The sequence below is a fragment of the Pseudomonas sp. G2-4 genome (genome assembly GCF_030064125.1).
Taxonomy (GTDB): domain Bacteria; phylum Pseudomonadota; class Gammaproteobacteria; order Pseudomonadales; family Pseudomonadaceae; genus Aquipseudomonas.
The window spans coordinates 4,324,736-4,347,901 of record NZ_CP125957.1; the positions used below are offsets into that span (position 1 = coordinate 4,324,736).

The 23,166-nt window shown below is 61.7% G+C and carries 18 protein-coding genes; 9 read left to right on the forward strand and 9 right to left on the reverse strand.

From position 1 onward, the window contains the following. Window positions 1-68 precede the first annotated feature (68 nt). Window positions 69-959, reverse strand: coding sequence for a LysR family transcriptional regulator (locus tag QNH97_RS18730; protein ID WP_283553340.1), 891 nt, complete (start codon window positions 957-959; stop codon window positions 69-71). Window positions 960-1,125: 166 nt separating this feature from the next. Here QNH97_RS18730 and QNH97_RS18735 point away from each other — a divergent pair, with 166 nt between their 5' ends. Genes QNH97_RS18735 through QNH97_RS18745 form a run of 3 tightly spaced genes read left to right on the forward strand, consistent with a single transcriptional unit; the run spans window position 1,126 to window position 3,718 of the window. Then, a complete protein-coding gene (locus QNH97_RS18735) occupies window positions 1,126-1,824 on the forward strand; it encodes a CoA transferase subunit A (RefSeq protein ID WP_283553341.1) in 699 nt (232 codons plus the stop codon). Window positions 1,825-1,859: 35 nt separating this feature from the next. Continuing rightward, window positions 1,860-2,525, forward strand: coding sequence for a CoA transferase subunit B (locus tag QNH97_RS18740; protein ID WP_003180355.1), 666 nt, complete (start codon window positions 1,860-1,862; stop codon window positions 2,523-2,525). Window positions 2,526-2,536: 11 nt separating this feature from the next. Beyond that, complete coding sequence (locus QNH97_RS18745) at window positions 2,537-3,718, forward strand: acetyl-CoA C-acetyltransferase (protein WP_283553342.1); 1,182 nt, start codon at window positions 2,537-2,539, stop codon at window positions 3,716-3,718. Between the two features lie 408 nt (window positions 3,719-4,126). Here the strand turns inward: QNH97_RS18745 and QNH97_RS18750 are convergent, their stop codons facing one another. After that, window positions 4,127-4,840 (reverse strand): FadR/GntR family transcriptional regulator, encoded by a 714-nt coding sequence (locus QNH97_RS18750; protein WP_283553343.1) that lies wholly within the window; start codon window positions 4,838-4,840, stop codon window positions 4,127-4,129. 292 nt (window positions 4,841-5,132) lie between these two features. Between QNH97_RS18750 and gudD the strand changes: the two genes are divergently transcribed. After that, a complete protein-coding gene (gene gudD, locus QNH97_RS18755) occupies window positions 5,133-6,476 on the forward strand; it encodes a glucarate dehydratase (protein WP_283553344.1) in 1,344 nt (447 codons plus the stop codon). Between the two features lie 274 nt (window positions 6,477-6,750). Here the strand turns inward: gudD and glgB are convergent, their stop codons facing one another. The 3 genes from glgB to QNH97_RS18770 all read right to left on the reverse strand — a co-directional run bounded on the left by glgB (window position 6,751) and on the right by QNH97_RS18770 (window position 14,562). Next, the gene (gene glgB / locus QNH97_RS18760) at window positions 6,751-8,985 is read right to left on the reverse strand and encodes a 1,4-alpha-glucan branching protein GlgB (RefSeq protein WP_283553345.1); all 2,235 of its coding nucleotides are present in this window, start codon (window positions 8,983-8,985) and stop codon (window positions 6,751-6,753) included. A gap of 11 nt (window positions 8,986-8,996) precedes the next feature. Continuing rightward, the gene (treS, locus tag QNH97_RS18765; RefSeq protein ID WP_283553346.1) at window positions 8,997-12,341 is read right to left on the reverse strand and encodes a maltose alpha-D-glucosyltransferase; all 3,345 of its coding nucleotides are present in this window, start codon (window positions 12,339-12,341) and stop codon (window positions 8,997-8,999) included. A gap of 223 nt (window positions 12,342-12,564) precedes the next feature. Beyond that, complete coding sequence (locus tag QNH97_RS18770; RefSeq protein ID WP_283553347.1) at window positions 12,565-14,562, reverse strand: alpha-1,4-glucan--maltose-1-phosphate maltosyltransferase; 1,998 nt, start codon at window positions 14,560-14,562, stop codon at window positions 12,565-12,567. A gap of 211 nt (window positions 14,563-14,773) precedes the next feature. Between QNH97_RS18770 and QNH97_RS18775 the strand changes: the two genes are divergently transcribed. Next, window positions 14,774-14,938: a hypothetical protein gene (locus QNH97_RS18775; protein ID WP_283553348.1), complete on the forward strand. Its 165-nt coding sequence runs from the start codon at window positions 14,774-14,776 to the stop codon at window positions 14,936-14,938. A gap of 156 nt (window positions 14,939-15,094) precedes the next feature. Here QNH97_RS18775 and QNH97_RS18780 read toward each other — a convergent pair whose 3' ends face one another. Continuing rightward, window positions 15,095-15,595 carry an MgtC/SapB family protein gene (locus QNH97_RS18780; RefSeq protein WP_283553349.1) on the reverse strand — a complete coding sequence of 167 codons (501 nt, stop codon included), beginning with the start codon at window positions 15,593-15,595 and terminating at the stop codon, window positions 15,095-15,097. A gap of 137 nt (window positions 15,596-15,732) precedes the next feature. Between QNH97_RS18780 and QNH97_RS18785 the strand changes: the two genes are divergently transcribed. The 3 genes from QNH97_RS18785 (at window position 15,733) to mapR (ending at window position 19,192) form a co-directional block, all read left to right on the forward strand. Further along, window positions 15,733-15,969: a DUF3203 family protein gene (locus QNH97_RS18785; protein WP_283553350.1), complete on the forward strand. Its 237-nt coding sequence runs from the start codon at window positions 15,733-15,735 to the stop codon at window positions 15,967-15,969. A gap of 317 nt (window positions 15,970-16,286) precedes the next feature. Continuing rightward, window positions 16,287-17,699, forward strand: a complete 1,413-nt coding sequence (ccoG, locus tag QNH97_RS18790; RefSeq protein WP_283553351.1) for a cytochrome c oxidase accessory protein CcoG — start codon at window positions 16,287-16,289, stop codon at window positions 17,697-17,699. 83 nt (window positions 17,700-17,782) lie between these two features. After that, window positions 17,783-19,192, forward strand: coding sequence for a GntR family transcriptional regulator MpaR (mapR, locus tag QNH97_RS18795; protein WP_283553352.1), 1,410 nt, complete (start codon window positions 17,783-17,785; stop codon window positions 19,190-19,192). A 143-nt stretch (window positions 19,193-19,335) separates the two neighbouring features. Here the strand turns inward: mapR and QNH97_RS18800 are convergent, their stop codons facing one another. Beyond that, entirely contained in the window at window positions 19,336-20,082 is a 747-nt protein-coding gene (locus QNH97_RS18800) for an SDR family oxidoreductase (protein WP_283553353.1), read from the reverse strand. Between the two features lie 77 nt (window positions 20,083-20,159). Beyond that, entirely contained in the window at window positions 20,160-21,038 is an 879-nt protein-coding gene (locus QNH97_RS18805) for a Dyp-type peroxidase (RefSeq protein WP_283553354.1), read from the reverse strand. 272 nt (window positions 21,039-21,310) lie between these two features. Between QNH97_RS18805 and ampC the strand changes: the two genes are divergently transcribed. Continuing rightward, window positions 21,311-22,459, forward strand: a complete 1,149-nt coding sequence (ampC, locus tag QNH97_RS18810; protein ID WP_283553355.1) for a class C beta-lactamase — start codon at window positions 21,311-21,313, stop codon at window positions 22,457-22,459. Between the two features lie 156 nt (window positions 22,460-22,615). On the opposite strand, the gene QNH97_RS18815 is transcribed toward ampC, so the two are convergent. Beyond that, on the reverse strand, window positions 22,616-23,164 hold the full coding sequence (locus tag QNH97_RS18815; protein ID WP_283553356.1) for a DUF4174 domain-containing protein: 549 nt from the start codon (window positions 23,162-23,164) through the stop codon (window positions 22,616-22,618). Between the last annotated feature and the right edge of the window lie 2 nt (window positions 23,165-23,166).

Here is a 23,166-nt window from a genome sequence, read left to right on the forward strand (position 1 = left end):
GTGTCAGTCAACATCAATGCTGGCTGATCCAACGCCATCGCGAGCAAGCTCGCTCCCACAGGAGTCGGTCAATTGCGGCGCAAATCCTGCTCCTTGAGCGTATCGAACAACGCCTGCGCCGCCGCCGACAGTTCATGTCCCGGCTTGGTCAGCACACCGATAGCCCGTTCGATCACCGGATCGCTCAAGGTGATGCAGCGGGCTCCCAGCTCATGCATCTGGCCGACGCACAGCGCTGGCACCGCACTCACTCCCAGTCCACTGGCGACCATCCGTCCGACCGTCGCCAGTTGATGGCTCTCGAACTCAACGGGCAGTTTCATCCCCCGGGCCCGCAGATGCTCCTCCAGCATCACTCGGACGGTGGACGGCCGCTGCAAGGTAATGAACGGCTGCTCCAGCAAAGCCTGCCAGTTGATTTCACTGAGTTGAGCCAACGGTGAATCCAGCGGCACCACCGCGACAAAACGGTCCAGATACAACGGGGTGAAGGCCAGGGACGAACTCTGCATCGGCTCGAACGCCACGCCCAGCTCGACATGCCGATCACGCACCATCTCCAGCACCTGCTCGTTGATCACATCGTTGACCGTGACGTTGACATTCGGATAGCGGGCGCGGAAGGTCTTGAGGATCGGCGGCAGCAGGTTGCCGGCAAACGAAGGCATCGCGGCCAACGTCACGCGACCGCGCTGCAAGGTGAAGCGTTGGCGCATTTCATCCTCGGCGTTGTCCCAGTCGGCAACCAGCCGTCGAGCCAATGGCAGCAAGGATTCACCCTCGGGCGTCAGCGCTACGTTACGGGTATTGCGGCTGAACAGGCGTCCGCCCAGGCCTTCTTCCAGGGCCTTGATCGTCAGGCTCAGGGCCGACTGGGACAGGTGCAGACGCTCGCACGCCACGGCGAAGCTCAGGCTCTGGGCCACGGCGAGGAAGGCGCGGATTTGCTTGAGGGTCATGGTGGCTATGCTCCCAGCGGCAAGTGGTTAGCTTCAAGCTGCAAGCAGATGCCAGCCATTATTGAGTTTTATCAATCAATACCACCTAAAAATCAACTTAACAAATATATGACTTGGCGCAACACTGCATTTCATTGCGACCCCATCAAGAATAAAAGAGGTGTCTATGGCAGGTTTCGACAAACGCGTGAGTTCTTATGAAGAAGCGCTGGAAGGCTTGAAAGACGGCATGACCGTCATCGCTGGCGGCTTCGGCCTCTGCGGTATCCCGGAGAATCTGATCGCCGAGATCAAGCGCAAAGGCATCCGCGACCTCACGGTGGTGTCCAATAACTGCGGCGTCGACGGCTTCGGCCTTGGTGTACTGCTGGAGGATCGGCAGATCCGCAAAGTTATCGCCTCCTACGTCGGCGAAAACGCCCTCTTCGAGAAGCAACTGCTGAGCGGTGAAATCGAAGTCGTGCTCACCCCCCAAGGCACCCTCGCCGAAAAAATGCGCGCCGGTGGCGCTGGCATCCCGGCGTTCTTCACCGCCACGGGCGTCGGCACGCCGGTGGCCGAAGGCAAGGAAGTGCGTGAATTCCATGGCCGGCAGTACCTGATGGAAGAATCCATCACCGGCGACTTCGCCATCGTCAAGGGCTGGAAAGCCGACCATTTCGGCAACGTGGTCTATCGCCACACCGCCCAGAACTTCAATCCGCTGGCCGCCACGGCGGGCAAGATCACCGTGGTGGAAGTCGAAGAAATCGTCGAACCCGGCGAGCTGGACCCGACGCAGATCCACACCCCTGGCATCTACGTCGACCGGGTCATTTGCGGCACGTTCGAAAAGCGCATCGAACAGCGCACCGTGCGTAAGTGATCCCCTGCCCCCGGCCCGAATGAAGGAATAACAACATGGCACTTTCCCGCGAACAAATGGCTCAACGCGTCGCCCGCGAAATGCAGGACGGCTACTACGTGAACCTGGGCATCGGCATTCCGACCCTGGTCGCCAACTACATCCCCGAAGGCATGGAAGTCATGCTGCAATCGGAGAACGGCTTGCTCGGCATGGGCGCATTCCCCACCGAAGCCGAAGTCGATGCCGACATGATCAACGCCGGCAAACAGACCGTCACCGCGCGCATCGGCGCCTCGATCTTCTCCTCGGCCGAATCGTTTGCCATGATCCGCGGCGGCCACATCGACCTGACCGTACTCGGCGCGTTCGAGGTGGACGTCGAAGGTAACATTGCCTCGTGGATGATCCCTGGCAAGTTGGTCAAGGGCATGGGCGGCGCGATGGACCTGGTGGCCGGTGCCGAGAACATCATCGTCACCATGACCCATGCGTCCAAGGACGGCGAGTCGAAACTGCTGCCGCGTTGCAGCCTGCCGCTGACCGGAGCTGGTTGCATCAAGCGGGTATTGACCGACCTGGCCTACCTGGAAATCCAGGACGGCGCCTTCATCCTGAAAGAACGGGCCCCGGGCGTCAGCGTCGAGGAAATCGTCGCCAAGACCGCCGGCAAGTTGATCGTGCCGGACCACGTGCCTGAAATGCAGTTCGCTGCCCAGTGAGGAGAGATTCGATGCAAGAAGTCGTAATTGTCGCCGCCACCCGTACGGCCATTGGCAGTTTCCAGGGTGCGTTGGCTTCCATTCCCGCACCGGAGCTCGGTGCCGCGGTGATTCGGCGCCTGCTGGAGCAAACCGGCCTGACCGGTGAGCAGGTCGATGAAGTGATTCTCGGCCAGGTGCTGACCGCAGGCTCCGGGCAAAACCCGGCGCGCCAGGCGTCGATTCTCGCCGGCCTGCCCCATGCGGTGCCGGCGCTGACCCTGAACAAGGTCTGCGGTTCGGGCCTCAAGGCGTTGCACCTGGGCGCCCAGGCGATCCGCTGTGGCGATGCCGAGGTGATCATTGCTGGCGGCATGGAAAACATGAGCCTGGCCCCGTACGTGCTGCCGGCCGCCCGCACCGGCCTGCGCATGGGCCACGCGAAGATGATCGACAGCATGATCACCGACGGCCTGTGGGATGCCTTCAACGACTACCACATGGGCATCACCGCCGAGAACCTGGTGGACAAGTACGGCATCAGCCGCGAAGAGCAGGACGCCTTTGCCGCCGCGTCCCAGCAGAAAGCCGTCGCCGCCACCGAGGGCGGTCGGTTCGCCGATGAGATCACGCCGATCCTGATCCCCCAGCGCAAAGGCGATCCCGTGGCCTTCTCCACCGACGAGCAACCGCGCGCCGGCACCACCGCCGAATCCCTGGGCAAGCTCAAGCCGGCCTTCAAGAAGGACGGTAGCGTCACCGCTGGCAATGCTTCGTCGCTCAATGACGGTGCTGCTGCCGTTGTGCTGATGAGTGCCGAAAAAGCCAAGGCCCTGGGCCTGCCCGTACTGGCAAAAATCAGTGCCTATGCCAACGCTGGCGTTGATCCGGCGATCATGGGCATCGGTCCGGTCTCGGCCACCCGTCGCTGCCTGGACAAGGCCGGCTGGTCGCTGGATCAGTTGGACCTGATCGAGGCCAACGAAGCCTTCGCCGCCCAGTCACTGGCCGTGGCCCGGGAACTGAAATGGGACATGGACAAAGTCAACGTCAACGGCGGCGCCATCGCCCTGGGTCACCCCATCGGTGCGTCGGGCTGTCGGGTACTGGTGTCGCTGCTGCATGAAATGATCAAGCGCGACGCCAAGAAAGGCCTCGCGACCTTGTGCATCGGCGGCGGCCAGGGCGTGGCCTTGGCGCTGGAACGCGGGTAACCGGCAAAGCGTTCAACAGTGGTTGTGCGGCCCCACGAACAGCCGCGCAGCCACTGGCGACACCACCGGCGCCACTTCGGTTGCGCCGGTTTTTTTTGCCTGATGGTTTGAGCACGACTGGCCGGCTTCATCGCGAGCAGGCTCGCTCCCACAGGGGGCCGCGGTGTACCTCGACTGTGTGCCCAACCCCATCCCTCGTGGCGAGGGAGCTTGCTCCCGCTGGGCGGCGCAGCAGACCCTTTGCCTGAGACACCGGATCGTCAGGTTTCAGGGCCGCTTCGCGCCCCAGCGGGAGCAAGCTCCCTCGCCACAAGGGATCGGGGTCGATTGGCGGATTCGTGCACGCCACAACGCCATTGTGGGAGCGAGCTTGCTCGCGATGGCGGTGGCTCAGGTGACGATGAACTGTCAGGTTCGCGCACCAAACCGATCACGGCTGTTGGTCAGGTGCAGCCACATGGCGGCGCGGGCGGCGTCGGGGTCCTGGCGCTTGATGGCGTTGAAGATCGCCTCGTGCTCGAGATTGGCCAACTGCGCCAGCTTGCCGAGGTCTGCCTGGCCGCGCTCGGCCACGTTGACCCGGGTCCTGGGAATCATCGCGCTGCCCAGGTGCTGCATGATTTCGACGAAGCAGGTGTTGTCCGTGGCTTCGGCGATCAGCAGATGGAAACGCCGGTCGGCTTCGACGCAGCTGTCGTTGTTGCTGGACAAGCGCTGATAGTCATCCAGCGCCTGACGCATCTGCTGCAGCTGGCGTTCGCTACGGCGCTGGGCGGCCAAGGCGGCAGCCTGGGTTTCCAGGCCCAGGCGCAACTCCAGGATGCCCCGCACACCCGCTGCGGTGTCGACATTGAGGCGCAGCCCCGGCTCGCCGGTCTGCTCCAGCACGAAGGTGCCGATGCCGTGGCGGGTTTCCACCAGCCCTGAGGCTTGCAACTTGGAAATCGCCTCGCGCACCACCGTACGGCTGACCCCATGCTCCCGCACGATGGCCCCTTCGGAAGGCAGCTTCTCTCCTGGCTTCAACTGCCCCAACAAGATGCTCTGGCTCAGCTTTGCCACCAAGTCATGGGCCAGGTTATGGGTACGCTTGCGCGCGGGCGCTGCGGTGTCTTGCTGCATGAGTTGCTGTTCCTCGAAACGGCCCGGCTGAGGGTGGGGCGGAATTTACACCACCCTCTAGCTTGTATGACAAGTCAGATCATCTCAGCCAGCGGGAAAATCCACCAGTCCCGAACAGAACATTTATTTTTCCGCGTACCCCCAATGAATATTGGCCATACAAGCATGTGCAGGTGAAAAATCCCTTACTAACAACACCTCCTCGCTTGTCAGATAAAAAAATCAAGTTGTATGATGTCTATCAACACCATCGCCAAGCGATGCCCCTATAAAAACAATGAGTGGGAAAAACATGCAGACCCAAGAATCCAGCAAAGCCCCGATCATCACCAGCATGCAGATCGTGCCAGTGGCCGGCCATGACGGCATGCTGCTGAACCTCAGCGGCGCCCATGGCCCGTTCTTCACCCGCAACATCGTCATCCTCAAGGACAACGCCGGCCACACCGGCGTGGGTGAAGTCCCCGGTGGCGAGCGCATTCGCCAGACCCTCGAAGACGCCCGCTCGCTGGTGGTCGGCAGTCCCATCGGCACGTACCAGAAGATCCTCAACACGGTGCGCCACGCGTTCGCCGACCGCGATGCCGGTGGCCGTGGCCTGCAGACCTTCGACCTGCGCATCACCATCCACGCGGTGACCGGTCTGGAAGCGGCGTTGTTGGACCTGCTCGGCCAACACCTGGACGTACCGGTCGCGGCCCTGCTTGGCGAAGGCCAGCAGCGTGATGAAGTGAAAATGCTCGGCTATCTGTTTTATGTCGGCGACCGCCAACAGACCGACCTGCCCTACCGCAGCGAGCCGGACGCTGACAACGACTGGTTCCGCGTACGCCACGAAAAGGCCCTGGACGCCGACGCCGTGGTGCGCCTGGCCGAAGCCGCCCATTCGCGCTACGGCTTCCAGGATTTCAAGCTCAAGGGCGGCGTGCTCCAGGGCGACGCAGAGCTCGAAGCGGTCACCGCCCTGGCCGAGCGCTTTCCCCAAGCCCGCATCACCCTGGACCCGAACGGTGCCTGGTCATTGAAGGAAGCCATCCGTCTGTGCCGCGACCAGCACAAGGTGCTGGCCTATGCCGAAGACCCTTGCGGCGCCGAGAACGGCTATTCCGGTCGAGAGGTGATGGCTGAATTCCGTCGCGCCACGGGCCTGAAGACCGCCACCAACATGATCGCCACCGACTGGCGCGAGATGGGTCACGCCATCACTTTGCAGTCGGTGGACATTCCGTTGGCCGATCCGCATTTCTGGACCATGCAGGGTTCCGTGCGGGTGGCGCAGATGTGCAATGAATGGGGACTGACCTGGGGCTCGCACTCCAACAACCACTTCGACATTTCCCTGGCGATGTTCACCCACGTGGCCGCTGCGGCACCGGGCGATATCACGGCGATCGACACTCACTGGATCTGGCAGGACGGCCAACGGCTGACCAAGGCGCCGCTGCAGATCCAGGGCGGCTGCGTGCAGGTGCCGAAAAAACCGGGCTTGGGGATTGAGCTGGACACGGATCAGTTGGCCAAGGCCCATGAGTTGTACAAGGGCATGGGCTTGGGCGCGCGGGATGATGCGGTGGCGATGCAGTTCCTGATTCCGGGGTGGACGTTCAACAACAAGCAGCCGTGCCTCGTCCGCTGAAGCGACTCCGCCCCTTGTGGGAGCGAGCTTGCTCGCGATTGCGGTGGATCAGCCACATTGATGTTGACTGACACTCCGATATCGCGAGCAAGCTCACTCCCCCATTTGGAACTGTGGTGACCTTTGATTTTATGATCACCACAAATACCTGTGGCGAGGGAGTTTGCTCCCGCTGGGCTGCGCAGAAGGTCCCTCTTCGGGCGGTCGCTGCGCAACCGAGCGGGAGCAAGCTCCCTCGCCACAGTCATCATTCGCCTTCAGGCTTTTGTGGACCCTAACCCTCCGGACGCAGAATCAACACCGCCAACGGCGGCAGGTTGAGTTCCAGCGACAGGTTCTGCCCGTGGCTAGGCACTTCTTCGGTGGAGGCACCGCCGCCGTTGCCGTAGTTGGAACCGGCATAGGTGTCGGCATCGCTGTTGAGCAGTTCCACCCAACGCCCAGCGAACGGCACGCCGACCCGATAGGCCTCGCGCGGCACCGGTGTGAAGTTGGCCACCACCAACGCCGGCCGACCATCCTTGCTCCAACGCAGCCAGGCGTAGACGCTATTGACCGCATCGTCACCAATCAACCATTGGAAACCCTGAGGCGCGTCATCCTGATCATGCAGCGCCGGTTCCTCGCGATACAGTCGGTTCAGATCGCTGACCAGTTTCTGCACCCCACGGTGCTCAGGGTACTGCAGCAGGTACCAGTCCAATTGCTGATCGTGATTCCACTCCCGCCATTGGCCGAATTCGCAACCCATGAACAGCAGCTTTTTACCCGGATGTCCCCACATGAAGCTGAGGTAGGCCCGCAGGTTGGCGAACTTCTGCCAGCGATCACCGGGCATCTTGTCGATCAGCGAGCGTTTGCCATGGACCACTTCGTCATGGGAAATCGGCAGGACGAACCGCTCGGACCAGGCGTACATCAAGCCAAAACTCAGCTCGTTGTGGTGGTGAGCGCGGTACACCGGATCCTGCTGGATGTAGTGCAGCGAGTCATGCATCCAGCCCATGTTCCATTTATAGGCGAAGCCCAGGCCGCCTTGTTGCGTGCTTTGGCTGACACCCGGCCAGGCCGTTGACTCTTCGGCAATGACCAGCGCACCGGGGGTTTCCAGGGCCACCACGTCGTTGAGGTGCCGCAGGAAATCGATGGCTTCCAGGTTCTCCCGTCCGCCATGGCGGTTAGGCACCCACTCGCCAGCCTTGCGCGAATAGTCGCGGTACAACATCGAGGCCACGGCATCCACACGCAAGCCGTCGATGTGAAAGTGCTTCAGCCAGTGCAGGGCCGAAGCGAGCATGAAGCCATGCACCTCGGTACGTCCCAGGTTGTAGATCAGCGTGTCCCAATCCTGGTGAAAACCTTCCAGCGGATTGCCGTACTCGTACAGCGCAGTGCCGTCGAACTGGGCCAGGCCGTGGGTGTCGGTGGGAAAATGCGCTGGCACCCAGTCGAGGATCACCCCGATGTTGGCCTGGTGGCAGGCGTTGATGAACGCGGCAAAATCGTCCGGCGAACCGAAACGCGCCGTCGGGGCGAACTGCGACAGCGGTTGATAGCCCCAGGAACCACCGAACGGGTGCTCCATGATCGGCATCAGCTCGATGTGAGTGAAACCCAGGTCCCGGACGTAAGGGATCAACCGTTCGGCCATTTCATGCCAGTTGTATTGCCGGGCCACCTCCCCCGCCTCGTCGATTTCGCACTGCCAGGAACCGGCATGCAATTCGTAGATCGACAGCGGCGCACCTGGAAGCTGCCGTTCGCGGCGATGCTGCATCCACTCGTCGTCCTGCCACTCGATCTTCAACGGTGAGGCGACTTTCGACGCCGTGTCTGGCGGTAGCTGGGTGGCCAATGCCACGGGGTCAGCCTTGAGCGGCAGGATGCCGTGGGCCCCGAGGATTTCGTACTTGTAGCCTTCGCCCGCGCCAAGCCGCGGGACAAACAGCTCCCACACGCCGGACGGATAACGGATGCGCATCGGGTGCCGACGCCCGTCCCAGACGTTGAAGTCCCCGACCACCGAAACGCGCCGTGCGTTCGGCGCCCACACGGCAAAGCGCACGCCGTCGATGCCATCGACCGTGGTCAGTTGCGCACCAAGGCAGGAACTGAGGTCGCGGTGATTACCCTCGCCGAACAGGTAAAGGTCCATTTCCCCCAGCAACGGGCCGAAGCTGTAGGGGTCCTCTGCCACTTGCTCGCCACCAGCCCAGCGGGTGCGCAGCAGGTAAGGCTGGGCACGGTCAAAATGGCCGACGAACAAGCCAGGGGTTTCAGTGAGTTGCAAATCGCCCAATTCTTCGCCGCCATCGCGGGCGAGCACCTGCACGCTCAGCGCACCGGGCAAGTACGCCCGGATGAATTGCCCGCCCGCACCATCGCCGTGGGGGCCAAGGATAGAAAACGGGTCCTGATGTTCTGCACGCACCAGCGCATCGATGTCATGGGGGGCTGGCAGTAATGACTCTTTGGCCTGCCCCTGTGGTTCTTTGTTCGAGACACTCATGATTTTCTCCACTAAATCGGTCCGGCTAAGTCGGAAAAGGGTTTCAACCCACTCAATAACCCGTACAGGCCGTGCAATGGCACGGGCAGCCAGGCGGGGCGATTCTCGGCTTCATAGGCCACTTCATAGGCCGCCTTCTCCAGGCCGAACAACGCCAGCGCGGCGTCTTCGCCTTCAGCATCCTTCCATTCATGAGCAAGACTAGCTGCCGCCAGTCGATATGCCTGAACAAATGCCTCGCGGGCCTCTTTCAAATAACGATCAGCCACCCGTTGCCGGGCCGCATCGGCATCGGCCGTGCTGTCGACGGTGTTCAAATGGATCGCCATGGCCGCCGCGTAATCGAAGGAACGCAACACACCACTGACGTCCTTGTACGGGCTGTGCTTGCCTCGACGCTCGTGCAGCGGCCGTGCCGGCTCGCCTTCGAAGTCGATCAGGTAAGCGTCGCCCTTGATCACCAGCACCTGCCCCAAATGCAAGTCGCCGTGGACGCGAATGCGCAAACCACCGACGGCCTTGCTGGCCAGCGCCTGGATGTGGGCCAGGACGGTTTTCTTGTGCTCCAGCAAACGTGCGACCATGGCCTGGTCCGCCGGGGTCAGTTGGCCCTGGTTCTGCTTGAGCAGACGCAAGGCATTCTCCACCTGCGCAGCCACATCCTTGCCGATGGCCTGGGCTTCCTTGGCGTTGGTGGCCTGAGGCGCGAAGTCCGGGTCGTCGGTGGCCTGGGCCAGTACCTGGTGCATTTCCCCGAGGCGCTGGCCGAGCATGCCGGCAAAATCCTTTAGTTCGCCCAAGGCGTTGTAGTGTTGTTCCTGCTCGGACACGGCATCGGCCAGTTCATCACGCAACGCGCGCTCGAGGTTGTTCTGGGTCCATTCCCACGCATCGCCCTGGTTGCTCAGGTAGCCCTGGGCAATCATCAGCAGTGCATCCTCGCCCTGGGCATCACGGCGGATCACCGAACCCAGCAGCGGCGAGATGTTGTTGAACCCTGCGGCCGTCAGGTAGGCACTCATCTCCAGTTCCGGATGCACGCCCGAGGCGACTTTACGGATCAGCTTGAGCACCAAGGCGCCGCCCACTACCACTGAACTGTTGGACTGCTCGGCGGACAGATAACGCACTTCCGGCTCGGTCCCTAGGTTCAACGCGGTCAGGCCTTCGGTGGGCTCGAAACGCAACTCACCGTCGTTGCATGGCAGCACCGTACTGGTCTGCATGCCTTGCAGCACGGCCCGGACGAAGCTTTCCAGGCTGAACGCATCGGTGATCAAACCGACCTGACGCACCCGACGTACCCGTGACAGCGCCAATTGCTGTGGCAGCGCCGCGCCCACCTGGTCTTCGGCCAGCAGACCAAATGGCAGTTGATAGCGCAGCGTCTGCCCACCGCTGGTGACGTCGATTTCACTGAGCAGCACGGGATGCTGCGCGTCGCCGAAGCGCACGCCATAGACAATGTTGACCTTCTCGATGGCGCTGTCCTTGCCGGCGAACCAGCGACGGTTCTGCAACCAGCTCGGCAGGATGGTCTGCTCCAGCGTGGTGCGCGACGGCGCTTCAAGCAACTCTTCCAGGCGTTTTTTCAGCACCAGGGTGGTGAAGTCCGGCAGGCTCTGGGCCGGCTCCACGTGCCAGCTCGGCATCTGGTTTTCCGTCGCCAGGGCGAACCAATAGAAGCCATAGGGCGGCAGGGTCAGCAGGAAATTCAGCTGGCCGATAGGCGGGAAGGCATTCCCCCCCAGCATCTCGACCGGGACCATGCCAGCGTAGGTCGACAGGTCCAGCTCGGCCGCCTGGGCGCTGCGGGACACGTTGGCCACGCAGAGGATGATTTCGTGCTTGCCTTCCGGACTGGTGTACTCGCGGGTATAGGCCAGGATCCGACGGTTGCTCGGCGACAGCATTTTCAGCGTGCCCCGGCCGAAGGCCTGGGACTGCTTGCGCACCGCCAGCATCCGCCGGGTCCAGTTGAGCAGCGAATGCGGGTCGCCGGCCTGTGTCTCGACGTTGACCGACTGGTAGCCGTATTGGGGGTCCATGATCGGCGGCAGCACCAGGCTGGCCGGGTCGGCCCGCGAGAAACCGCCGTTGCGGTCGATGGACCACTGCATTGGCGTGCGCACGCCGTCACGGTCGCCCAGGTAAATGTTGTCGCCCATGCCGATTTCATCGCCGTAGTACAACGTCGGCGTGCCGGGCATCGACAGCAGCAGGCTGTTGAGCAATTCAATGCGGCGACGATCGCGCTCCATCAGCGGCGCCAGGCGTCGGCGAATCCCCAGGTTGATCCGCGCCCGACGATCGGCCGCGTAGTAATTCCACAGGTAGTCGCGCTCCTTGTCGGTGACCATCTCCAGGGTCAGCTCATCGTGGTTGCGCAGGAAAATCGCCCACTGGCAGTTAGCCGGGATCTCCGGCGTCTGACGCAGGATATCGGTAATGGGGAAACGGTCTTCCTGGGCCAGCGCCATGTACATGCGCGGCATCAGCGGGAAGTGGAACGCCATGTGGCATTCGTCGCCGTTCAGGCCTTCGGCATCCACGTCCCCGAAGTACAGCTGGGTGTCTTCCGGCCACTGGTTGGCTTCGGCCAGCAACATGCGATCTGGATAGTTCGCGTCGATCTCGGCACGGATCTGCTTGAGGACGTCGTGGGTCTCGGGCAGGTTTTCATTGTTGGTGCCGTCGCGCTCGATCAGGTATGGGATGGCATCCAGGCGCAGGCCGTCGATACCCATGTCCAGCCAGTAGCGCATCACCGACAGCACGGCCTTGATGACCTGCGGGTTATCGAAATTGAGGTCGGGCTGGTGGGAATAGAAACGGTGCCAGAAGTACTGGCCGGCCACCGGGTCCCAGGTCCAGTTGGATTTCTCGGTGTCGAGGAAAATGATCCGCGTGCCGTCGTACTTGTGGTCGTCGTCGGACCAGACGTAGAAATCCCGCGCCGCCGAACCCGGCTTGGCCTTGCGCGCCCGTTGGAACCATGGATGCTGGTCGGAGGTATGGTTGATGACCAGCTCGGTGATGACCCGCAGGTTGCGCTTGTGAGCCTCGGCAATGAAGCGTCGCGCATCGGCCATGGTCCCGTAGTCGGGGCTCACACCCCGGTATTCGGCAATGTCGTAGCCGTCATCGCGCCGCGGCGAAGGATAGAACGGCAGGAGCCAGATGGTGTTGACGCCCAGGTCAGCGATGTAGTCGAGCTTCTCGATCAAGCCGGGAAAGTCACCGATCCCGTCGTTGTTGGAGTCGAAATAGGATTTTACGTGGACCTGATAAATCACCGCATCCTTGTACCAGAGCGGGTCTTTGATAAAGGTGGCAGACCGGGGTTTCTTCGCCATTTGCAACTCCTGATGAATTCTATAAAGCCGCTGGAACAGGCTTGTGAGGTCTTATGTGGCAAGGGCGCTGTTGTAGTACTGAATGATCTGTCGTGCTGAGTTAGCTGTTGTGGCGAGGGAGCTTGCTCCCGCTTGAGTGCGCAGCGCTCATCGCTTTTTTGGGGCCGCTGCGCGACCCAGCGGGAGCAAGCTCCCTCGCCCCCCCCTCAGCCCCGCGCCTGTCTCACGCCACGCTGATCCGCCAGATCCCAAACGGCTGGTGAGCCGGATCAATGCGCATGAACTGATACTTGCCATACCAGGTCCAGCGGTGCCCGCTCATCAAATCCTCGCCCTGGGTCTGGGCATCGTCCGGCAGGCCCATCTCCCACAACGGCAGCTCGAAATTGGCTTCCTGCGGGTTATGCGGATCAAGGCTCACCGCCACTAGGATGAAATTGCTGCCGTCCGGCGTGCGCTTGCCGAAGTACAAAATGTTGTCGTTCCAGGCGTTGTAGACCTTCAGGCCCAAGTGCGTGTGCAGCGCCGGGTTCTGTCGACGAATGCGGTTGAGCTGGGCGATTTCGGCAATGATGTTGCCCGGGGCAGTGAAGTCTCGAGGGCGGATCTCGTATTTCTCCGAATCGAGGTATTCCTCCTTGCCCGGCACCGGCGCCGATTCGCACAGCTCGAAACCCGAGTACATGCCCCACAGGCCCGAGCCCATGGTCGCCAGCGCCGCGCGGATCAGAAAGCCTGCACGCCCCGATTCATGGAGAAAGGCCGGGTTGATGTCTGGTGTGTTGACGAAAAAATTCGGCCGGTAGCATTCGCGCCAGGGTGATTCGTTAAGCTCGGTGAAATAAGTCGCCAGTTCAGCCTTGGTGTTGCGCCAGGTGAAATAGGTGTAGCTCTGGGAATAACCGACCTTGCCCAGGCGCGCCATCATTGCCGGGGTGGTGAAGGCTTCAGCCAGGAACATCACTTCAGGGTGTTGGGCCCGCACGTCGGCGATCAGCCACTGCCAGAATGGCAAGGGCTTGGTATGGGGATTGTCGACGCGGAACATCTTCACGCCTTCGTTGACCCAACCCACCACGATATCCCGCAGCTCCAGCCACAGGCTGGGGATCGCATCTGCGGCATAGAAGTCGACGTTGACGATATCCTGGTATTTCTTCGGTGGGTTTTCCGCGTATTTGATCGTGCCGTCCGGCCGCCAGTTGAACCAGCCCGGATGCTGCTTGAGCCACGGGTGGTCCTGGGAACACTGGATAGCAAAATCGAGGGCGATCTCCAGGCCATGCTCGGCCGCTGCCGCCACCAGGCGCCGGAAGTCTTCACGGGAACCCAGTTGCGGGTGAATCGCCTCGTGCCCGCCCTCCTCGCTGCCGATGGCATAAGGGCTGCCCGGGTCGTCGGGGCCGGCCGTGAGGGAATTGTTCGGGCCTTTACGGAAGCTGCGACCGATGGGGTGGATCGGCGGGAAGTACAGCACGTCGAAGCCCATGTCCTGGATCACCGCCAGGCGCGAATGCACGTCGTTGAAGGTACCGTGGCGGGCGGGATCATCGGTGATCGAGCGTGGGAACAGCTCGTACCAACTGGCGAACTCGGCCAACTCGCGCTCCACATCCAGTGGGAATTCGGGGCTGATGCTCAAGTAGGGGCGATGATCGGCCAGGGACATGAGGTCGGCACTGCGCGGTGCCAGGAACAGCTCCACCTGCTCGGCCGGCAACAGGCCCGAGAGTTCATGGTGCAGCTCGGCCAATTGCTCGCTCAGTTCGCCGTCGCTACGCTCGGCCGCCATTTGTACTTGGTGACGCCCCTCCTGCAGCTCGAGGCTGATAGGCACCCCGGCACCGAATTTTTTTTCCAGCTCGTAGCAGAAACTGGCGAACTGATCGACCCAGGCCTCGATACAGAACACATAACGGCCCTGTTTCGGCACGTTGAAGCGCCCTTGCCAGCCGTTATTACCCAGTTCCGTCATGACCTCGCTGTTCCACACTTCAGCGCCCAGCGCGTGCCAACGAATTCGCACGGCCAGCTTGTCATGGCCATCGGCAAATACTTTGCTGGTCACCGTTACGTCCTGCCCGGCCACGGCCTTGGCGGCGAACTGACCGCCGTCGATGACCGGCATGGTGTCTTCAATCGCAATTCGCGGCAGCAACAAGGCCTGGGACAACGGCAGGTGCAGGTTATGGCCCAGGTCAGTCGGGTGTTCAGCAGTCATCGAGCATCACTCCTTTTACGCCCCATGGACGCGCTTGTGGCGGTAAAGGCCCAACGGGTCCCTGAAAAAAGTCACTTAAACTCCGAACCGAACCAGCGGTTAAAAGTTCAGAGGGATTTGCCCGAATGCATCCCGGGGATCAAACCCGGTGCGGGGTGGTCAACAACAATAAGCACGACTCAAGCCATGTGCGTCACGGAGACCCGTCCTGATGAATATTCCCATCCCGGCCGAAACACCCGATCCGAACATCGACGACCCCATCTTGCCGCCCCCCGGTCCTGATCCGGAACCGATTCCCGAAAAAGACCCGCCGCTCGACCCGCAGCCGCCGTTGGGCGACCCGCCGAACGAGAAGCCTCCAGAGCGGGTTTGATTGAAGCGTAGTAGTAAAGAAACTGGATGACGAAAACCTGTGGGAGCGAGCTTGCTCGCGATAGCGCTGGATCAGTCTGTATAGACGTTGGCTGGCAGACCGCTATCGCGAGCAAGCTCGCTCCCACAGGGTTGTGTATTGAGGCTGAGGGCCGAGTCACGGCTTGTCCTCCTTTTCCAACGCCCGGACAATCACCGGCATCACACTGAAAATCGCCAACGCCAGGATCGTGCTCAACACCGCCGTCGCTTCGCGCCCCAGCCCGGCGGCAACGCCGATGGCGGCGGTCATCCACAGGCCAGCAGCGGTGGTCAGGCCTTTTACGTGGCTTTCGTCGCCGTCGCTGTTTTTCAGGATGGTGCCCGCGCCGAGAAAACCAATGCCCGCGACAACGCCTTGAATGACCCTGCTCATGGCGTCAGCCTGGGAGCCGGACATCTGCGGTACCAGCACGAACAGCGCAGCCCCCAGGGCCACCAGCATGTGGGTGCGTACGCCAGCAGCCTTGCCCTTGTGTTCCCGCTCAAAACCGAGGATGCCGCCCAACAGCGCGGCCATCAGCAGGCGCACCGTGACCCGGGTCATCTGCTGGGCATCGGTGATGTCGGCGAATTCCGCTTGCAGGGTCACCCAGACTTCATGCCACCAGGCATCCATGAGTCGCTCCTTTTTTCAATCGATAAACGATGGACCGCACGCGGCGGCAGAGGTGCGCTTGACCGCTGATCAGCCGCGACGAACCCTGGCTTTGGGGTGACGCCTAACGTTCAGGACATCCAGAAGGAAGTGCAACCATGACTGTAAGTATCGACGAAGACAAAACCTGCCATTTCGACACCCCCAACGGCACGGAACAACGCCCTGCCAGTGAACTGACCATCGTCACCGACCCGGATAAAGCCATGTCAGCCGTGGAGCTCAATGGCGGACGGGTCTACATTACCGAAGCTGAAGCCGATGCCTTGACCGTGGCTGGGGCAGTCGATGGACGTCAGCACGTCAAGGCTACCGATGGTGATTCGGTGATCTGACATTCCAATAAAGAGGGTGAAGGCTGTTGTGGCGAGGGAGCTTGCTCCCGCTGGGCTGCGAAGCAGACTGATCATTGCCGCGTCGGAGTGTCAGGTTGATTGCATCTGCCAGTTTGGGGCGGCTTCGCCACCCAGCGGGAGCAAGCTCCCTCGCCACAGAGAGAGATGTTCACTCATCCCAGGCGTGCATCAAAGTGTCGCAGGGCCGGCACTTGAGGCTATCTGATCCGGTTTTTATCGATTTACCTGAGTCTGTTATGCAAACAGTTCGCTGGTCATAGTGCATCGGCCAGATAGAGGCTGATGAGCGACCGACCATGAGCGATAGAATCCCCGTCCAGTTGATACAGACCTTCGAACCCGCGCCAGCGAAAATCAAGGCCAGGACCACCGATAACCCGATCCACACCCGCAGCTTCACCGGCTTGTTCCGCACTTTGCGCATGAGCGGTGCGGGTGTTCTGTTCCTGCTGTTTTTCGGCACGGTGTGGTTGGACTGGGGTGGTCGCCAGGCAGTGCTCTGGGATCTTTCCGAAAGCAAATTCCACATTTTTGGCGCGACTTTCTGGCCCCAGGATTTCATCCTGCTGTCGGCGCTGTTGATCATCGCCGCGTTCGGCCTGTTTGCGATCACCGTGTTCGCCGGGCGCGTGTGGTGCGGCTACACCTGCCCACAGAGTTCCTGGACCTGGATTTTCATGTGGTGCGAGAAAATCACCGAGGGTGAACGCAACCAGCGGATCAAACTGCAAGCAGCGCCGTGGGGCCTGAACAAACTGCTGCGCCGCTCGGCCAAGCACACGCTGTGGCTGGCCATCAGCCTGCTCACCGGCCTGACCTTCGTCGGTTACTTCACACCGATCCGTCCACTGGCCGAAGAGCTGCTGACCCTGCAAATGGCCGGCGTCAGTCTGTTCTGGGTGCTGTTTTTCACCGCCGCCACCTACCTCAACGCTGGCTGGTTGCGTGAAGCGGTGTGCATGCATATGTGCCCCTACGCACGGTTCCAGAGCGTGATGTTCGACAAGGACACGCTGACCATTTCCTACGACACGGCCCGTGGCGAAATCCGTGGTCCGCGCAAACGCGAAGTGAACCCGGCCAATGTCGGCCTCGGCGATTGCATCGACTGCCAGATGTGCGTGCAGGTCTGCCCCACTGGCATCGACATACGCGACGGCCTGCAAATGGAATGCATTGGCTGCGCAGCGTGCATCGACGCCTGCGATTCGATCATGGACAAGATGGGCTATGCCCGCGGGCTGATCAAATACACGTCCGAGCATCAGCTGCAAGGTGGCAGGACACACCTGCTGCGGCCCAGACTGATCGGCTATACCGCCGTGCTGCTGGTGATGATCGGCGCACTGGCCCTGGCGCTGGTGGAGCGGCCCATGGTGTCCCTGGACGTGAGCAAGGACCGTGGCCTGTTCCGCGAAAACAGCGAAGGCCAGATCGAGAACATCTACAGCCTGAAAATCATCAACAAGACCCAGCAGCGCCAGGATTACCAGCTGTCCCTGGTGGACGGTGACGGCTTCGTCCTGCAAGGCAAGACACACCTGAGCCTGGCGCCGGGGGAAATCGTCGATGTGCCGGTGTCGGTGGCGATGCTCAGCGAACGGCCCCGCAGTGGCTCCCAGGAAATGACTTTCAAGGTGACCGACAGCGATGAGCCCGACATCTACAGCCTGGGCAAGAGTCGTTTTGTCGCGCCGATGAATCGTTGAAGCTTTAAGATGCCGGGCACCCTGTGGAAGCGAGCTTGCTCCCACAGTTAAGTCCACACATGCCACCCAAGACTGGGCACGCCATGAAACGCTACGAGAAATTCGCCGACGACATCGCTGAACTGATCCGCTCCGGCATGCTGGGACCGGGCCAACGCGTGCCGTCGGTGCGTTACGCCAGCCAGACCTACGGCGTCAGCCCATCTACGGTGTTCCAGGCTTATTACCTGCTGGAGCGACGCGGCCTGATCCGCGCCCGGCCGCGTTCGGGCTACTTCGTCAACACACATGCGCCGAGCCCGTTCTCCGAGCCGGCAATCAGCAGCCAGGTGCACGAATCCACCGAGGTCGATGTCAGCGAACTGGTGTTTTCAGTGTTGGACTCGATCAAGGACCCGACCACCGTACCGTTCGGCTCGGCGTTCCCCAGCCCGATGCTGTTTCCGCTGCAGCGGTTGTCCCGTTCGCTGTCCAGCGCCACACGGGACATGGATCCGCGCATGGTCGTCACTGACATGTCGCCGGGCAACCCTCAATTGCGCCGGCAAATCGCCCTGCGCTACATGGTTGGCGGGCTAATGCTGCCCATGGAGGAACTGCTGGTCACCAACGGTGCCCTGGAAGCCTTGAACCTGTGCCTGCAGGCCGTGACCGAACCCGGCGACCTGGTGGCGATCGAAGCGCCGGCGTTCTACGCCAGCCTGCAGGTGTTGGAACGGCTCAAGCTCAAGGCCGTGGAAATTCCCGTCCACCCGCGCGACGGCATCGACCTGGACGTATTGGCGCAGACGCTGGAACGTCATCCGATCAAGGCCTGCTGGTGCATGACCAGTTTTCAGAACCCCATGGGCGCAACAATGCCCGAGGAGCGGAAACAAGCGTTGGTGGAACTGCTGCGCCGCCACCAAGTACCGCTGATCGAAGACGACGTGTACGCCGAGCTCTATTACGGCCAGCAGGCCCCCAAACCAGCCAAGGCATTCGACACCGAAGGGCTGGTGATGCATTGCGGTTCGTTCGCCAAGAGCCTGGCACCGGGTTATCGCATCGGCTGGGTCGCCGCCGGGCGCTATGCGCAGAAGATCGAACGGCTCAAGCTCATGACGTCGCTGTGCGCCTCGATGCCGGCTCAGGCCGCCATTGCCGACTACTTGCAACACGGCGGCTACGACCGTCACCTGCGCAAACTGCGCTATGCCCTGGAAGAGCAGCAAAGCGCCATGCTTGCCGCCATCGCTCGCTATTTCCCGGCCCAGACTCGCGTCAGCCAGCCAGCGGGCGGGTATTTCCTGTGGCTGGAGTTGCCCGAACAGATCGACTCGTTGAAATTGTTCCAGATGGCGTTGGCCCAGGGCATCAGCATCGCGCCAGGGCCGATCTTTTCACCGACCCAGCGGTTCCGGAACTGCATCCGCCTGAACTACGGCAGCCCGTGGACCGAAGCGTCGGAGAAAGCCATGGAGACGTTGGGGCGGATTATTCGATCGTTTTGATAGGGGTTGTCGGTGAGAACGCCATCGCGAGCAAGCTCGCTCCCACACTGGCTCTGCTGTGTATGGGAGAGATACGACTCACCGCCGATCAAACTGTGGGAGCGAGCTTGCTCGCGATGGGTCCAGTCCCGACAACCCAAGGCTCAGCGCCCGCCCCCCAGGTCCACAAACGTCCCGGTCGCATACGAAGCCTTGTCCGACAGCAACCAGATAATAGCTTCGGCCACTTCGTCCGGACGCCCGCCCCGGGCCATGGGGATCGCCGATTCCAACTTGCTGACCCGGTCCGGGTCGCCACTGAGGGCATGGAAATCGGTGTAGATGTAACCCGGGCGAACCGCGTTGACGCGAATGCCTTCGCCGGCCACTTCTTTGGACAGGCCGATGGTGAAGGTGTCCAATGCGCCCTTTGAAGCGGCGTAGTCGACATATTCGTTTGGCGAGCCCAGGCGGGCCGCCACCGATGAGACATTCACGATGCTGCCGCCCTGCCCGCCATGCCGGGGTGACATGCGCAGCACCGCGTGCTTGGCGCAGAGAATCGGCCCCAGCACGTTGGTCTTCAAGATCTTGAGAATACGGAATTCGGACATTTCATCGAGCCGGGACTTGTGCGCCACCGTACCGGCGTTGTTCACCAGTGCCGTGACACGACCCAGTTCGGCGTCCACACGATTGAACAGGCCAACCACTTCGTCTTCGATACTGACGTCGGCCCGCACGGCAATCGCCTGCGCGCCCTTGGCCCGGACTTGCCCAAGGACATCCTGCGCGGCGCTTTCATCGGACTGGTAATTGATGCAGATCCGATAACCCAGCTCGGCAGCCAACAGCGCCGTGGCCGCCCCGATTCCGCGGCCGCCACCGGTGATGACGATGACTTTATCCACGCTTGCTTCTCCCGTTCCGCGGATGACGTGCGCACCAAGAATAGCGTTCACGTCACGCTTTGCACAAACCGTTGCGCTTACCGGGCCAGGGCCCGCAAATCCAGGCGTCCGTCCAACAGCGGCGGGCACCAGTAGTAGCCACCGGTGATCGGCCGGCTCATTCGATACAGTCCATCGGTAATGCCGTCCTCCAAGCCACTCATGCGACGCAACTGTGCCTCGAAGGCGTCGAGGGAGAAACCAAACGCCAGGAACATCAGGCCCGCGCGATCGCCCTCGATCCAGGGCATGGAACGACGCACGACGAAGGCTTCCGGTGCGAAGCTTTCCTGGGCCGTGCGCTTGACGTGGGCCGATTCCGGCGCGTCGTCGATTTCTTCGTTGTCACTCAGGCGTCGGCCCATGATGTTGTCGCGTTCATGGGGCTGCATTGCCGCGAAACCGTCCAGATCGTGTTGCCACTGCTGGATCGCCGCGAAACTGCCACCGCGCACCCCATCGACGCCTTGGGCCAGGGCCGCGGCGACGGCGGCTTCATCGTGAGGATTTTCGGTGCCGTCTTCGTAACCCGTGAGGTCATGGCCGGTCATGTGGCGGAAGGTTTCGTTCATCTGCACCAGGCGCAACGCCGGGGCCAACGCCGCCTCGATGGCGCGACCGCGGTGCATGAGCTCGCCCCGGTCTTCGCCGTGCAGCCAGCACCACAGCGCATGCTGGGTCGAGGGATTGTCCACGCCGACGCCGGCCAATGCCGGAAATGCCCGCAGGCCTTCGACCTGGGCCCCCAGCGCCTGGACCAGCGATTCACCAAAGCCGATCACGGCCCGGCCATCGAGCTGCAACAGGAGTTTGTCTATCGCAGCCGGCAGCGCCTCGACCGATTCCAGGGCAAAAAACAAATGGCGGGCCTGAGGCGGAACTGGGGTGGCGAGAATGCCGGACTGGTAGTAACTCATGTGGGCTCCTTTAGAAAGAGCGCAAGTTTACCCGGCAGCCGTAGGTTTGTGTGATTTGCCATGCGCGGCCCAAACCTGGACGGCCAAAGATTTTCGTAGGAGCGTTCCTGCGACCCAGTCGGACAACTCGGAACCTGGCCTGGGCCGGTTGACGTCCGATTGCCGAACAATCAAAAACCTCCTAGATTGGCCTCCCCCTCAGGTGAACCCAGGCACTCAAAGCTGCTGGACGCAGGCGGCTTGACCATCGCAATCCAAGGAGACGGTCCGACATGCACATTGCCAAATCACTACTCGCAGGTACTTTTTTGCTGGCCTGCGGGACGACTCCCGGCTTTGCCCAGGACCGCATTGAAGAGACGGTCAATGCCACCATCGAGCCCCTGATGAAACAGCAGGGCATCGCGGGCATGGCCGTGGCGATCACACACAAGGGCCAGCGCCATTTCTTCAACTATGGCGTGGCCTCCAAGGACACAAAAAAACCGGTCACCGACCAGACCCTCTTCGAGATCGGCTCGGTCAGCAAGACTTTTACCGCGACCCTGGGTGCCTATGCCCAGGCCCGGGGCAAACTGTCGCTGTCGGACCCGGCCAGTCGCTTCGCCCCCGAGCTGCGTGGCAGCGCCTTCGACAGTATCAGCCTGCTCAACCTCGCCACCTACACCCCAGGTGGCCTGCCGTTGCAGTTCCCCGACGAGGCGGACCATCCAGATCGGATGCTCAATTACTACAAGACCTGGAAACAGCTCTATCCGACCGGCACCCAGCGGGTCTATTCAAACCCGAGCATCGGCCTGTTCGGCTTCCTGGCGGCCCGCAGCCTGGGACAGCCATTTGACGAGCTGATGGAGCACACACTGATGCCAGGGCTGGGGCTCAAGCACAGTTATGTGCGGGTGCCCCAGGACCAGTTGGGGCGATATGCCCAAGGCTACGCAAAGGACGGTAAGCCCGTCCGGGTCGGGCCTGGTGCGCTGGATTCCGAGGCTTACGGGGTGAAAACCAGTTCATCGGACCTGATCCGCTTCGTCGAGGCCAACCTGCAGCCTGAGAAACTTGAAGCCGATCTGCGCAAAGCCATCGCCACCACCCATACGGGGTTCTATTCGGTTGGCGGGATGACCCAGGGGTTGGGTTGGGAGTTCTACCCTTACCCGGTCAGCCTGGAAGAATTGCTGGCCGGCAATGCCCCCCAGATGGCCATGACGCCGAACACGGTAGAACCTCTCGACCCGCCCCGCCCTGCACCGGACAATGCCTGGATCAACAAGACCGGCTCGACCGGCGGGTTTGGCGCCTATGCGGCTTTCGTGCCCGGTAAAAACATGGGCATCGTGCTGCTGGCAAACAAGAACTATCCGATCGAGGAGCGGGTGAAAGCAGCGCACCGGATCCTGACGGCGCTGGAAGCGCAGTAAACCAAGGTTGAGCGAGTCACTGTGGCGAGGGAGCTTACTCCCGCTGGGTCGCGAAGCGGCCCCTGATTGTTGGCATTCGCCCAATATACCGAGATGGCTGGCTTTGGGGCCGCTTCGCAGCCCAGCGGGAGCAAGCTCCCTCGCCACAGGGGCCAGTCAATCGTCCAGCGGCTTCGGTGCAGCCGGCGGCTTGCCTGCCTTACCAGGCTTGGCGCCCTTCGCATCCTTGGTCGGTGCGGGTTCCGGCGCAGCAGGAGGGGGTGGAGGTACCGCTTCCTTTTCTGCCGCAGGCAGTTTATCGACGGTGTCGAAGAGGTCTTTCAGTTCGATCGCCCCGGAATGCTCAAGCTTCTTTTCCCCGTCCTTGCCCACCAGGATGATCTTGGTCTGGGCACCGGCTCCCAACTTGAGTGAACGGATCAACGCCATGGTGCTTTGCGGGTCCAGGTCTTTACCGTCACGCTGCCCTATGGTGTTAAGCACGGTATAGAGCACCAGGTTGCGCTCGGAAAAGCCCTGCTTGCCGGCGGGTTCCTCCAAGGCTTTTTTCAAGCTGACCCACGCAGGGTCGACAGTGCTGGGGGCGATGACGATCAGGGGGCGGGCCTTGCCCACCTCCGCCACCAAGGGTGAATCGCCATCAGCGGCGAACAGGGGACCGGCGACAGCCAGCAAGGTAGCGAAGGTCAATGACCGAATGAGCATGC

Excerpts from the sequence above, each read along its gene's own strand:
- QNH97_RS18730 (WP_283553340.1), bottom strand. The coding sequence starts at position 959 with ATGACCCTCAAGCAAATCCGCGCCTTCCTCGCCGTGGCCCAGAGCCTG.
- QNH97_RS18735 (WP_283553341.1), top strand. The coding sequence starts at position 1,126 with ATGGCAGGTTTCGACAAACGCGTGAGTTCTTATGAAGAAGCGCTGGAA.
- QNH97_RS18740 (WP_003180355.1), top strand. The coding sequence starts at position 1,860 with ATGGCACTTTCCCGCGAACAAATGGCTCAACGCGTCGCCCGCGAAATG.
- QNH97_RS18745 (WP_283553342.1), top strand. The coding sequence starts at position 2,537 with ATGCAAGAAGTCGTAATTGTCGCCGCCACCCGTACGGCCATTGGCAGT.
- QNH97_RS18750 (WP_283553343.1), bottom strand. The coding sequence starts at position 4,840 with ATGCAGCAAGACACCGCAGCGCCCGCGCGCAAGCGTACCCATAACCTG.
- gudD (WP_283553344.1), top strand. The coding sequence starts at position 5,133 with ATGCAGACCCAAGAATCCAGCAAAGCCCCGATCATCACCAGCATGCAG.
- glgB (WP_283553345.1), bottom strand. The coding sequence starts at position 8,985 with ATGAGTGTCTCGAACAAAGAACCACAGGGGCAGGCCAAAGAGTCATTA.
- treS (WP_283553346.1), bottom strand. The coding sequence starts at position 12,341 with ATGGCGAAGAAACCCCGGTCTGCCACCTTTATCAAAGACCCGCTCTGG.
- QNH97_RS18770 (WP_283553347.1), bottom strand. The coding sequence starts at position 14,562 with ATGACTGCTGAACACCCGACTGACCTGGGCCATAACCTGCACCTGCCG.
- QNH97_RS18775 (WP_283553348.1), top strand. The coding sequence starts at position 14,774 with ATGAATATTCCCATCCCGGCCGAAACACCCGATCCGAACATCGACGAC.
- QNH97_RS18780 (WP_283553349.1), bottom strand. The coding sequence starts at position 15,595 with ATGGATGCCTGGTGGCATGAAGTCTGGGTGACCCTGCAAGCGGAATTC.
- QNH97_RS18785 (WP_283553350.1), top strand. The coding sequence starts at position 15,733 with ATGACTGTAAGTATCGACGAAGACAAAACCTGCCATTTCGACACCCCC.
- ccoG (WP_283553351.1), top strand. The coding sequence starts at position 16,287 with ATGAGCGATAGAATCCCCGTCCAGTTGATACAGACCTTCGAACCCGCG.
- mapR (WP_283553352.1), top strand. The coding sequence starts at position 17,783 with ATGAAACGCTACGAGAAATTCGCCGACGACATCGCTGAACTGATCCGC.
- QNH97_RS18805 (WP_283553354.1), bottom strand. The coding sequence starts at position 21,038 with ATGAGTTACTACCAGTCCGGCATTCTCGCCACCCCAGTTCCGCCTCAG.
- ampC (WP_283553355.1), top strand. The coding sequence starts at position 21,311 with ATGCACATTGCCAAATCACTACTCGCAGGTACTTTTTTGCTGGCCTGC.
- QNH97_RS18815 (WP_283553356.1), bottom strand. The coding sequence starts at position 23,164 with ATGCTCATTCGGTCATTGACCTTCGCTACCTTGCTGGCTGTCGCCGGT.